This is a genomic window from Phytohabitans sp. LZ39 (assembly GCF_059359075.1).
The window spans coordinates 23,905-35,391 of the sequence record NZ_JCADBM010000032.1 but is presented as its reverse complement, the minus strand read 5'-3'; the positions used below and the strand labels follow the sequence as shown (position 1 = coordinate 35,391).

9 protein-coding genes and 2 pseudogenes are annotated in these 11,487 nt (G+C 69.4%); 4 read left to right on the top strand and 7 right to left on the bottom strand.

Annotated features, from left to right (window positions below; genetic code table 11):
- Positions 1-173: 173 nt before the first annotated feature.
- A pseudogene (locus AC5L36_RS40745) lies at positions 174-344 on the top strand (ArsR/SmtB family transcription factor); the annotation flags it as partial.
- Positions 345-379: 35 nt separating this feature from the next.
- Here AC5L36_RS40745 and AC5L36_RS40740 read toward each other — a convergent pair.
- The 4 genes from AC5L36_RS40740 to AC5L36_RS40725 all read right to left on the bottom strand — a co-directional run bounded on the left by AC5L36_RS40740 (position 380) and on the right by AC5L36_RS40725 (position 4,834).
- The gene (locus AC5L36_RS40740) at positions 380-709 is read right to left on the bottom strand and encodes a hypothetical protein (protein ID WP_441224222.1); all 330 of its coding nucleotides are present in this window, start codon (positions 707-709) and stop codon (positions 380-382) included.
- The gene (locus tag AC5L36_RS40735; protein WP_441224167.1) at positions 706-1,524 is read right to left on the bottom strand and encodes a transposase family protein; all 819 of its coding nucleotides are present in this window, start codon (positions 1,522-1,524) and stop codon (positions 706-708) included. Before AC5L36_RS40735 ends, AC5L36_RS40740 begins: the two co-directional genes overlap by 4 nt.
- A 637-nt stretch (positions 1,525-2,161) precedes the next feature.
- A complete protein-coding gene (locus AC5L36_RS40730; RefSeq protein ID WP_441224166.1) occupies positions 2,162-3,088 on the bottom strand; it encodes a sigma-70 family RNA polymerase sigma factor in 927 nt (308 codons plus the stop codon).
- A 273-nt stretch (positions 3,089-3,361) separates the two neighbouring features.
- Positions 3,362-4,834 (bottom strand): hypothetical protein, encoded by a 1,473-nt coding sequence (locus AC5L36_RS40725; RefSeq protein WP_441224165.1) that lies wholly within the window; start codon positions 4,832-4,834, stop codon positions 3,362-3,364.
- A gap of 289 nt (positions 4,835-5,123) precedes the next feature.
- Between AC5L36_RS40725 and AC5L36_RS40720 the strand changes: the two genes are divergently transcribed.
- Both AC5L36_RS40720 and AC5L36_RS40715 read left to right on the top strand, forming a co-directional pair.
- The gene (locus AC5L36_RS40720) at positions 5,124-5,399 is read left to right on the top strand and encodes a transposase (RefSeq protein WP_441224164.1); all 276 of its coding nucleotides are present in this window, start codon (positions 5,124-5,126) and stop codon (positions 5,397-5,399) included.
- Positions 5,400-5,401: 2 nt separating this feature from the next.
- Positions 5,402-6,286 carry an IS3 family transposase gene (locus AC5L36_RS40715; RefSeq protein ID WP_441224163.1) on the top strand — a complete coding sequence of 295 codons (885 nt, stop codon included), beginning with the start codon at positions 5,402-5,404 and terminating at the stop codon, positions 6,284-6,286.
- Here AC5L36_RS40715 and AC5L36_RS40710 read toward each other — a convergent pair.
- Positions 6,252-7,124 (bottom strand): tyrosine-type recombinase/integrase, encoded by an 873-nt coding sequence (locus AC5L36_RS40710; RefSeq protein ID WP_441224162.1) that lies wholly within the window; start codon positions 7,122-7,124, stop codon positions 6,252-6,254. The two genes, AC5L36_RS40715 and AC5L36_RS40710, sit on opposite strands and share 35 nt — an antisense overlap.
- A gap of 913 nt (positions 7,125-8,037) precedes the next feature.
- Between AC5L36_RS40710 and AC5L36_RS40705 the strand changes: the two are divergent.
- Positions 8,038-8,187, top strand: a pseudogene (locus AC5L36_RS40705) (uS14 family ribosomal protein); the annotation flags it as partial.
- A gap of 53 nt (positions 8,188-8,240) precedes the next feature.
- Here the strand turns inward: AC5L36_RS40705 and AC5L36_RS40700 are convergent.
- Both AC5L36_RS40700 and AC5L36_RS40695 read right to left on the bottom strand, forming a co-directional pair.
- Positions 8,241-8,708: a DUF5818 domain-containing protein gene (locus AC5L36_RS40700; RefSeq protein ID WP_441224161.1), complete on the bottom strand. Its 468-nt coding sequence runs from the start codon at positions 8,706-8,708 to the stop codon at positions 8,241-8,243.
- A gap of 92 nt (positions 8,709-8,800) precedes the next feature.
- Complete coding sequence (locus AC5L36_RS40695) at positions 8,801-11,281, bottom strand: glycosyl hydrolase (protein WP_441224160.1); 2,481 nt, start codon at positions 11,279-11,281, stop codon at positions 8,801-8,803.
- Positions 11,282-11,487 lie beyond the last annotated feature (206 nt).

Here is an 11,487-nt window from a genome sequence, read left to right as displayed (position 1 = left end):
TCGTCGATGTGGCCGCTGGTGACGTCTGAGCTGTCGCGACCTGCTCCATGATCGCTCCCAGGTGGATGTGTAGCGTCGCTATAGTATAGCAACGCTACGCCCTCTCTGAACGTGCTGGTCCGTGAGTCGGGCCGCGCTTGACGGCACGACGGCGCCTCCCGTTTGATCAGGCGATGCTGATATCAGCACACCATGATGTGATACACCTGCTGGCCGATCCGCTGCGGGCGCGAATCATCGAGCTGTTAGCCGACGGGACCGCGTGCACCTGCAATCTGGTCGCGGACACGGGTGCCACCCAGTCGAACGTGTCCAACCATCTGCGGGTGCTGCGGCAGGCGGGTGTGGTGCTGGCGGAACCGCGCGGGCGGTACACGTTCTATCGGCTGCGTCCGGAGGTCTTCGACGGCGCCGCTGGATACCTCGCCTCGCTCGCCGAGCGGGCGCGGGCCAGGGCCAGGTCCCGGATGGCGGCAAGGTCAGGGCAGAGACCACACAGACGCTCAAGTTCTGCTTGGTGTTCGTCGGTGAGGTTGTCGATCGGGCGCATGATCCAGCCGGTGATGTCCCGGGTCGGTGGCGGTGCTGGTGGCACGGGTGCTGGGGTGTTGCGGCCCCGGATGCTGATCAGCCAACGGCGCAGCGTCCGCTCGGCGCCTTTGTAGCCGCGGTCCCGGATCTCGGCCAGGATCTGGTTGGTGCCGATCACGCCTTCCGTGACGCGTTGGTGCAGGTAGGGCTTGAACGGGTCGAGGATGCTGTCCCGGGTGGTGCTGTCGGGCCGAGCAGGTCCTCGGGGGTGGCGGCGTCGGCGTAGCGGCGCACGGTCTTGGGGTCCAGGCCGAGCCTGCGGGCGATCGTGTAGACACCAACGCCCTGCTCGCGCAGGGCGTGGACGTCGGCGTGCCGGGTCCGGGTGCGCTGCTGGCGCAGCCCTTCCGGCGCCGGCTCAGCCGTCAGTGCCGGTTCTGCCGGTGCTGGCTGTTCGAGCGGCGGCTGTAGGCAGCGGCGGTGATGGGCCAACCGCCTGTTCACCGCGTCGGACAGGTTGTGCAGCAAGTGCCACCTGTCAGCGACCTGGACGGCGGCGGGTGCGCTGCGCAACGTCATCCGGCCCTCGCTGGGCCCGAGCCGGTCGGCCAGCCGGGAGCCGGCTCGCCCGCCCAACGCCAAAGCGACCGCCTCCATCCCTTGCCGCGCCAACGCGCTGAATCGGCCATGGCGTGCTGTGACGCCGTCGATCTGCTCGGCGAAGATCCGGCGTACGCAGTCGGCCAGGATGCAGAAGAACCGTCGCACCCGCAGGTGCAGCACGGTCTCCCGCCCGGCGACCGGCGTATCGAGTAGCCAACGCTCGTACCGGCTGTGCACCCGCCGCGACACCGTCGAACAGTCCGGACATCTCGCGGCGACGCTGCCGCTCTCGGCATGCACCCGTACCGTCGGGCCCTTGGCCAGCACGTTCGTGATGCGTAGCCCGGACAGGTGTGGGAACAGGACGGCGAGAAGCTCCACTATGGACACGGAGCATGATCTACCATCGATCGTCCACGATCACCGAGACCGTGCCAGAGCCAGTATTCACCGGCCGCGGACACGAGATCCATACCTTGACCGCGAGCGGACCAGGCCAGGCGCAGCTCTACGGAGTGCGGATTCTGTGTCACCACGTAGTTCACGAGCCCGGTCGTGCACCTTGTGGTGCGCGCCTTGCGCACGGTGGCATCCAACTCGTCGTCCAGTCCCGGGGTGTTGCCGGGCTTATCGGCTGGGCCGGCGTACGTCGGTTCGTCGGGGTGGCCGGGTCGGGTCCGACCGCGCGGGCCGTCGCACCGGCGGGGCCGGTGACCCAGACCTGTTGGAGGACGTCGTCGATGTCGCTGAGCGCGACCTTTGATGGTGACGTCGGATATTGGAACTCTCCGAATGGGCTACCGCAGATCGTCCGGTCACCCGCCCAGCCTTCGGCCGGCCGCAGGCGCCGCTCTTCGTTGAAGTCGCCCGTCGACCATGAGCACGCGCTCAGCAAGCATCGACCAGGCACCCGCCGGGAACTCGTCGTGACGCTTCGTAACGAACGGATCGTGGCAGATGAGCGCGGCCAGATGAGCGCGGCCGTGCCATTGAAGCAGAGAGTCCTTTGGAGGACGAATCGTCGCCGTCAGAATCGGTACCCATGGTCCCGAACCGGCACCGCGAGCCTTTCCCCGAGTTCTGCCAGTGTCTCGGGGCAGTGGTAGTACCACCGCATCCGGCTGACCAGCCCGCCTACCGTGTCGACCCGCATAACCTCGACCAGCGCTTCCGGCAGCGAGCCGTCGACCGGCGCCTGCCACATCAGCACCAGCGGCTCGCCGTCGAGTTCACCGACCTCGGCGCGGTAGCGCACGTCGGACTCGATAACGAACATGTGGTGCAGCGAGCCGTTGCGCATCGCTTCGGCGCCCTCCTCGTGCACGACCCCAACCAGCACCGACTCGGCGCCGTCGAGGAGCAGCGCAACGATTCGTTCCACGTCGTAGGCGCTGAAGGCCGCTGCGAGCGCCTCGATGACCGCCCGGTCGGGCTGCGGGCGCCGCCGCGCCGGGGCGCGCCCGCCAAGCCGTTCCCGGCCGCGGTGCAGCGCAGCCTTGACCGCGCCCACCGTGGTACCGAGGATCCTGGCGATGTCGGCAAGAGGGTAGTCGAAGACGTCCTTGAGTACGACCGCCGCCCGTTCCTGCGGGGCGAGGAGGGTTGCGAGCTCGCCGAGGGCATCGCGCACCTCCAGCGGGTCCGCACCGCCCAGCGCCGCCGTGTCCGGCACCTCGACGAGCGCGGGCCGGGGTCGCCGCCACGCGTCGATGTAGGCGTTGGTGGCGATCCTGATGAGCCACGGCAGCACCCTGTCGATCCGGTCGAAGCTGTCGGCCGCCCGGCTGAACGCCCGGGTCAGCGTCTCCTGCACCAGATCCTCGGCGTCCCATATGTCACCGGTTAGCCGGCGGCAGTAGCGGTGCAGCTCCGCACGCACCGGGTCGACGCGCTCGAAGAACGCCTTCCGAGCTGCGCGGACACCGGTGAGAAGATCATCATCGAGTACCGTCATACCGTACTCGACGGGCCGACCATCCGCCGGGATACGCGTTTCGGGACACGCGTTTGCTCGGCTCGGCTCCCCGCACCGGCATGAAGCAGGCTCGCCGTTTACAAGGGGTGTGCTGCACGGCCAGACCTGCCCTGTTTCGCAGCGCGGCCGAAGCTGTGCCGCTCAACGCCGTTACCGTCGGCATTCGAACGAGAGATCATTATTTCATGATCAGATGCGCACGCATCGGAGCCAGATGAGGATGTTCCGCTTGACGTCACTTGTGACGACAGGTCAGCGGTTGGTGCGGTCGTGTCTCGTTTCGTGCGAATCGGGGCGGCGGCTGACGTCGGCGGCGTAGGTGGTCCAGTCGCCGCTGGCGGCCTGTTGCCAGGCGACGGCGACCTTGATGTGGATGCCGAGCAGGCGGGCAAGGATCGCGGCGGGTATTTCGGTGGCGAGGGCGAATAGGGCGGTGGATCGGGCTCGGGCGGGGTGGATGCCGAGGGTGGCGAGTCGTTGGCTGAGCCGGTCGGCGCTGATGTGCTGGGCGGGGCGTTGGCCGGGGAACAGCCAGGGGGTCTGGTCGGGGTGTCCGATCACGGTATAGGGACGGCGGTCGGCGATGAGGTTGAGGACGAGCGCGTCCAGCGGTTCGGGCAGGATCGTCGGTGCGCTGCCCAGCCGGAGCGCGACCTTCCCGTTCGCGGTGCTGACGTGGTCGACGGTGAGCGCGCTGATGGTGCTGAGGCGTTGGGCGTAGAGCAGAAGCAGCAGGCCGGCGACCCGGTCGGGGGTGGCGATCGTGTCGTCGTGCAGCAGCCGTCGGGCGGTGGTCCATCGGCCTTCGGTGTCGTGTGGGCCGGCGGGACCGTCCCACCTTCGGGCGGCGAAGGTCAGGCCGGTGGCGTGCCGGTGGGCGGTGGCCCGACGGATGAAGTGGCTGGTTTCGTCGCGGTAGCTGGCGTTGTCACCGGCTGCCCATTGGTCGAGGTCGAGTTGGGTGCAGCTGGCCAGGGCCAGGTTGCGGTTGGCCAGCCAGTTCAGGAAGTTGACCGCGGCTGTGGTGTGGCAGCGCACGTTGAGCGCCTGCAGGCGGCTGGCGTGGGCGGTGCCGAGCCGGCGGCGGAGCCGACGGAGGTGGTGCCAGACGGCGTAGCGGTGCAGCAGCTGCCGTTCGGCCGGGTCGGTGCGGGTGGCGATGGTGGCGGTGATCCACCGTTGGAGCGTGACGAGTCGTTCGTCCCTGGCGGGCAGCGTGCCGCCGGCGACCAGGACGGCCCGGAGGTGGTCGAGGGTTTTGCCGGCGGGTAGGTCGTCGAGCAGGTCGTGGGTGAGCACCCGACGGTCGGCGGCGATCTCGGTGAGCAGGTGGGCGACGGCTGGCCGGGACAGCCACGCCATCGCGGTGACCGGTCGAGGTACCGCGATCAGCGCCTGTCGCAGCGCGGCGAGATCGGCCTTGACCAGCCCGGCGCCGCCGGCGAGGACGTCGTCGGTCCGCTGTGTCAGGGTGCAGCGGTGGCAAGGGCGGTGCGGGCTGAGCTGCCAGGTGTCGCGGCAGATCGGGCAGCGGTCCCAGAACGATGGGTCGGGGTTGACGCAGTGGGCGCACAGCGGTTGTGTGCGGGTGCCGCCTCGGACCGACGCGACGGTGCCGCAGCGGCTGCAGGCCGCCCACCGCGACTGGCAGAGGTCGCACCACGGCTGACCGGTGGCCCGGGAGATCTCGCACGGCCCGGACCGTCCGCAGATCCCGCAGGTCATAGTCGGGCGCGGGCGGCAGCTTTGGCACCACGGACCGCCTGGGGTACGGGTGGCGACCCGTCGTCGGCGTCGGCAGCCGACGCAGTCTTCCAGGTTGATGGGATCGTTGCTTAGGCAGTTCGGGCACAGCGGACGGCCGGCGGGGTCGCGGGTTGCCGGTTCCCGCACGGCGCCGCAGCGGGCGCAGGGCACTGCGGCGGCGTGGGCGAAACAGGTGCGGCAGACCCGCTGCCCTTCGAGGCGTTTAGACTGGGCGACCACCCGGCTGCAGCGGGGGCACGCTGGGCGGGTGATCGCGGTGGCCCCAGCGGTCGTCCGGATCGTGCGCGAGACGGGTAAGCCGATCGCTGTGGTCGCCCGGGACCTGGGGATCAACGAGGGCACGCTTGGGAACTGGGTGAATCAGGACCGGCGGGCTCGGGGCGAGGCCGCCGCGTCCGGTGGGTTGGGTGAGGACGAGCGGGCCGAGTTGGCTCGGCTGCGTAAGGAGAACGCCGAGCTGGCGATGGAGCGGGATGTCCTCAAGCGCTCCGTGGTCCTGTGGGTGAAGGAGGCGATGAAGTAGCCGTGGCCGTCTTCATCAGCTCCCAGAGGACCGTCCATGGTGTGCCGCACGCAGTGACCTGCCGCGCCCTGGCAGTGTCCGAGTCTTGGTACTACAAGTGGCGCGACCGCCGGCCCACCGGGGTCGAGAAACGGCGGGCCGAGCTCGACGAGGCGATCGGTGAGGTCTTCGACGCCTCCGGCGGCACCTACGGCTCGCCTCGGGTGAACCTCGATCTGCGGGCGGCTGGCTGGCGGGTCGGTGAGAACACCGTCGCCCGGCGGATGGCCGCGCTCGGCCTGGCCGGGCGTGCGCCGAAGCGGCGCCGCAACCTCACGAAACAAGGAAAGCGGTCGGCTGCGCCAGACCGAGTTCATCGCAAGTTCGGTGCGCCGGCGCCGGACGTGTTGTGGTGCGGCGACATGACCGAGATCGTCACCGACGAAGGCAAACTCTATTTGGCCACGGTGATCGACCTGTTCTCCCGCCGGCTGCTCGGCTACGCCATGGGCGCCCACCACGATGCCGACCTGGTCGTGGCGTCGCTGAACATGGCCGCGGCCACTCGCGGCGGCGGCGTCGAAGGGGTGATCTTCCACTCCGACAGGGGCAGTGAGTACACGTCCGAGGCCTACGAGACCGCCTGCGGTCGCCTCGGCGTGCTGCAATCAATGGGCCGGGTCGGCTCCGCCCTGGACAACGCCGCCGCCGAGGCGTTCAACTCCACCATCAAGGTCGAGTACATCCACCGGCAGCGGTTCACCACCCGACACCAGGCCCGCACCAAGATCTCGACCTGGATCGTCGACTTCTACAACCAGCGCCGCAGACACAGCGCATGCGACGGCATGTCACCCACCGACTACGAACACTTCACGGCCGAGGCCAGGAAGGCCAACGCCGCATAACGACACCCTCCACGATCTTGGGGGATTGACAATCAGACGGGATGGTTACGGCAAAGTCCCTGATCAGGCGACCCGTCCCACAACACCGGAAAGCGCCGCCGATAGCCTGTCCACGCCTTGAATTCGCGGGCTCCTCGCCCATCCGACGCAATTCCCGAGGCTCGGCGTAGTGCTCGGTCATCCGCTCGGAGACGTGGCCGAGGTAGCGCTTGATGTGCTGCAGGCTGGCGCCGGCCGCCAGCAGCTTGGTTGCCAGCGTGTGGCGGGCCTGGTGTGGGACCGCGGGGCCGAGGTCGAGGTGGAGGACCCAGCGGCGGAAGTGGGTGTGGAACCGGCTGTGGCTGACAGGGTAGGTGCCGTGTGGGTTCTTGTAGCCGCGCGGGAACAGCGCCATCGTCGCGCGTTCCTCAGCGGTCGGTGTGCGGGCGTAGCGATCCTGGAATCGGGTGACGGTCTTGCGTTGCCGTTCCCGCAGCCGCTGCAAGGTGTAGTCGGGGATGCGGATGGCCTCGTTGTAGTTGCCGACCTTGCTCTGGTCGTGCCACAGCAGCGGCACGCCGTTGTGAAGCCCGATGCAGTCCAGCCGCAGGTCGAGGACCTCGCCGGCGCGGCGCCCGGTCGCCACGATCGTCTCCCAGATGTCGCGGGCTCCCCGGTCGGTGACATCCGCGCCGGCCAGCATCTCCAGGTTCGACTGGTCGGCCAACGCTCGGGCAGTGTCGTCGTGGAACGGGCTGCGCGGCCGGAAGACCGGCTTATCACCCGGCGGGAAGGCGAAGACGAACGCCCGATCCAGGCCGATCGGGTCGGTGCGGCCAGCTTCCAACGCCGCCCGCATAACCTGCGCAGGACGTCGAACGTGCTGTTGCGGGTCACGCTGGTGACGGTTGCCGGCTTGGTGGTGGAGTTCGGCCGCAGCGCTGGCAGCCGCTCTCGCGCCCGGCGGTGGTCGGCGACGAATTGCTCGACGTGCTCGGTCGACAGCATGGACGGGTCGTGGCCGGCCGCGGGCGCAAAGGCGTCCAGGAACGCACCCAGTTCCTGGACGGCGACCCGGATCGCGAAGTAGGTGCCGCGCCCGCGGGGGCAGTCCACCGAGCGCAGCAGGTCCGCCAGGTGCTCCCAGAGCAGGTCGCGCAGCCACCGTTGCGGGACCCCGGTCAGGTCGAACCTGCTGTTGAGCTTGCTGATCCGGCGCCCGAAGTGCTCTAACTCGATGTACCCGGCCGCCTTGCTCTCGCTCGGCGTCACGTAGACGATGTCCAGGTCGCGCAGGATCTCAGTCACGATCATCCGCTCGTGCTCTCCGGCCCCGCCCAGGTCGTAGTCGTGCAGCGATCCGAGGCTGCGGCAGGCCTCCACGACGCGCAGGATCGAGTGCATCCACCAGCGAGTGTGGTCGGTGCGCTGGGCGTAGGCGTGCAAGCCCCATTTGAGTTCCACCTTGATCAGGGGCTGCATGCCGTGCAGGCTGATCTGCCCGGGCGAGGAGCCGGCTGGACCTGGCGGCACCACCGCCGAAAGGCCGGCTCGTCCTCGTAGCTGACCGGGACAGCCCACGCCGCGACGCTCGAACCAGCGCCCCCAGTTCGACGGCAGCCGAACCGCGGGACTCGCCGGGTCAGGTCGGCGTCGGCCTGCTCCTGCGGCCACCATAGGTCGATGGAACGGGTCCCCTTCACCCCATCCACCAGGTCACGATCGGGCGAACGGCACCACCATCTGGTCTTCATCGGCATCGACCTGGACGCCGCCACTCCAGTCCGGTACGCCTGCGCTCCCGCGACCAAATCGACGGACGGCCTCGGGCGTGCTGACCCCGCTTCGCGCTGTCCCGGATGCGGTTTCGGCAGATGGCGCTGCGCGGCGAGCTTCCCGGTGTACGCACGGCGTCGTGGTAGCCGGCCGCCCAATGCGGTTTCGGCGACGAAAGGCGTAGCTGGTAGCCGGGTCGCTACGCCGGCTGAACCTGGGTCACGACCAGTGCGTGGTCGCCGGGACAGGCGGCGCGGACGGTGGCCACGGTGCCGGTGACGCGGACCTTGTCGCCGTCGGCGAGCCGTTCGGTGGGCGCGCCGCTGAGGCTCCAGCGCTTGCCGGCTACCAGGAGGGTGATGCAGGCGCCGTCGCGGCTCACGGCACCGGTCAGTGTGCGTCGACCTTTGACGAGGTCGCCGCGGCGGTCGTCGGGTGGCGGTGGGGTAGCACCCGGTGCCGGTGGCCTGGTCGCGCCGGTTGGTGGCGGGACCGCGGGGGCGGTCGGGCTGGGGCCGGGGTTGGTCGGTGCGGGCTCCTGCCGGTCCGGGCTCGGGGTGCCGCCGGTCATCGGGGCTGTCCTTGCTGGTTGGTCGGCCTCGTCCGCGGGGCTGGTGCAGCCGATGAGCAGGGGCGCCAGCAGGACGACGGCGAGCCATCTCCGCATTCTGGTAAGACGGCGGGGTGCTGGGTGCGGTTCCCCGGGTGGGCCGGGCTGGCCCCGTCGCGGTGTGCGGCGGGGCCGGCCGGCTGGACGGGTTACAGCAGGGATAGTGGTGTCTTCCAGATGCCGCGGCCGTGGGTGGCCGCGTAGAGGTGGCCGTCCTGCGAGGCGTGCAGGTCGAACACGGCGGTCAGCGGCAGGGAGAGGCCGGGCACCGTGATCGGCAGGCCGACCATGCGCCATTTGATGGTGTTCGGGGTGGCGCGTTTGTCGGCGACGAACACACCGAGGTCGGTGCTGACCACGAGCTTGTTGCCGACGATCACGAGGTCGGTGGCGGGTACGTCCGGGAAGCCGACCGACAGGTCGGTCCAGGCCACCGTGACCTGGCCGGCGGCGTTCTTGGCCAGCTTGCCGCGGTACACGTGCTTGACGCCCGCGCCGGGGCCCTCGATGAACCGCCGGTTGAAGCCGTTGAACACCAGATAGACGGTGGAGTTGCTGGGGTCGGACGGGTCGAAGGTGACCGCGTTGGGAAAGCGGTTGGGCAGGCCGGTCAGGTCCAGTTCGGTCCAGGTGCCGCCCCAGTTGGTGGCCACGCCGCGGGTGAAGCCTTCGCTGTTGCAGTTGGCCTGGCCGCACCAGGACGCGATGTAGGTGTCCTTGGCCGGGTCGGCAGGCGCGGACGGGTCGGCGACTGCGTCCATCCCGACGATGAGCCGGGCGCCGGTGGTGTCGGTGGCGTACTGCTGTATCCAGCCGTTGCCGTCGTCCGGGTCCGCGTTGGCTTCCTCGGCGGTGTAGGCGAATCCGTAGTCGTGCCGCCAGAAGGAGTTGCCGCCGGCGACGAAGCGTTCGCTGGCGCCGTCGCGGACGTTCTTGGACCCGCGGACGATCCGGAACGGTGCGGTGAAGCGTGCGTTGACATCCGGGACGGTGATGTCGAAGACGGCACTGGTCGAGCCGTCGGACTGGCCGCAGTTCTTGGTCATCCACAGCGCCAGGAAGGTGAACTCGTCGAGGATCTGGCAGCCGTCGCGGGTGTTGACGATGGTGTCGCCGCCGTCGCCGCCGAACGGGCTGACCTGCTCGCGGGCGCCGGCCCGTAGCAGCGAGCCGCCGTTGTCCTGCAGGCCGCCGGCGACCAGGTAGCCGCGCCGGTTGGGGTCCTTGCCGGTGCCGACCGAGTAGTACTGCAAGGTGCGCAGGCCGTTGTTGTGGTTGGTCCAGTCGGTGGCGTGGCCGGCCGCGTCCTCGGCGCTCTTGCCGGGTGCGTTGGGTCGGGAGTAGACGCCGCCGTCGTTGCCGACGTACAGCACGCCACCGGAGATGGCGATGGAGTGCTGGTCCGGGTGGGTGGTCGACGGGCAGCCGCCGTCCGGGTCGGAGGCGTCGTAGCAGTCGAAGCCGAAGTTCCAGTACGGGCCGATGGTCTTCCAGGTGGCCCCGCCGTCCTCGGTCTCGTAGACCTCTTCCAGGCCGAGGTAGATGTGGTTGGCGTTGGCTGGGTCGACCTCGACGAAGTTGTTGTACCAAGCCTGCACGCCCGGCGGGTAGTCCTGGTCGGCACCGATGGCCGAGCCGGAGTCTTCGAGCTTGGCCGAGTCGGCGACCAGCGTCCACGGGCCGAGCAGGCTGCTCGAGGTGAACACGCCCTGCAGGGCGACGATCGACGGTGCCTCCAGCACCATGGCGTACCGCGACCCGTCCGGCGAGACGGAGAACTCGGCGTTGCCGACGTCGGCGTTGTCTACGTCGCCGGTCAGCGCCGTCTTGGCGAAGCTGCCCGGTCCGCCGCCGGTGGTGGACAGGTAGAAGCCGTTGTACGCCGCGCCCGAGCGCCACGCCGCGTTGGCCAAGATGACCCGGCCGCCCGTGCCGGGCTGGATGACGACGTCGTTGACGATGTTGTTGTACGGCTTGCTGATGTCGGCGTCGTCGGCCGGGTTCGGCATCAGCACCAACTCCCACGCCTGGCCATGCTTGGCCGGGTTCGTCGAGTGCCGCCACAGCCCGCGGGTGGTCGCCGCGTACACCCGTCCGGCGCCGTCGAACTTCAGCTGGTTGATGCTGCGCGACTCCAACTCGGTGCCGCCGACCCGATCGGCCTGGCTGAAGCTGGACCGCGATGCGTGCCGGAGCCGGTAGACACCCGCGCCGGTGTACGAGGTGGCGCCGGTGTTGGCCTCGCCGGTGGCGTACCACAGGGTGTCCGCGGCCGCGTCGTAGACCAAGTCGCCGGTGGACAGTGCGAGGATGCGGTCCGAGATCGGTGTCCACCGGCCGCCGGGTCCGAGCTTCTTGCGGAACACACCGCCGTTGGCGCCGCCGGCGAACACGTAGCCGCCGCCCACCGCCAGTCCGGTGATCCGGCCGGCGACGTTGCCCCAGCCAGCGCCGGAGTTCGAAAAGACAGGATCGCGGTAGTTCGGATCGTCGGCGTCGTATGCCTGACCGGTCACCTCACGCCAGGGCGCGAACGTGCCCGGCAACCCCTTCATCTGACCCAGCGCCTCACCGTACTCACCCGGCGCCACCGACCCGTACGGCGCCAGCCGCGCCACCGCCTCCTGCATGGCGAAAGTCTTCAGACCAGCCGACCCGGCATGCGTCCCGGCCGCCGGCTTCGGATGTTTGATCGGCCGCTCAGCATCGGCGGCCACTGCCGGACCCTGCACGGTCGCCACCACAACCAGCGCCGCGATAGCGACGGCAACGCCTTTGAACCCACCAGATCTGATTCGTCCACTGTGAACGAGCACGCCTGATGCCCCTCTCACCC

What these genes read in the sequence shown, in the direction of transcription:
- AC5L36_RS40730 (WP_441224166.1), bottom strand. Translation starts at nt 3,088, where the DNA reads ATGACGGTACTCGATGATGATCTTCTCACCGGTGTCCGCGCAGCTCGG.
- AC5L36_RS40725 (WP_441224165.1), bottom strand. Translation starts at nt 4,834, where the DNA reads ATGACCTGCGGGATCTGCGGACGGTCCGGGCCGTGCGAGATCTCCCGG.
- AC5L36_RS40710 (WP_441224162.1), bottom strand. Translation starts at nt 7,124, where the DNA reads ATGCGGGCGGCGTTGGAAGCTGGCCGCACCGACCCGATCGGCCTGGAT.
- AC5L36_RS40700 (WP_441224161.1), bottom strand. Translation starts at nt 8,708, where the DNA reads ATGCGGAGATGGCTCGCCGTCGTCCTGCTGGCGCCCCTGCTCATCGGC.
- AC5L36_RS40695 (WP_441224160.1), bottom strand. Translation starts at nt 11,281, where the DNA reads ATGCAGGAGGCGGTGGCGCGGCTGGCGCCGTACGGGTCGGTGGCGCCG.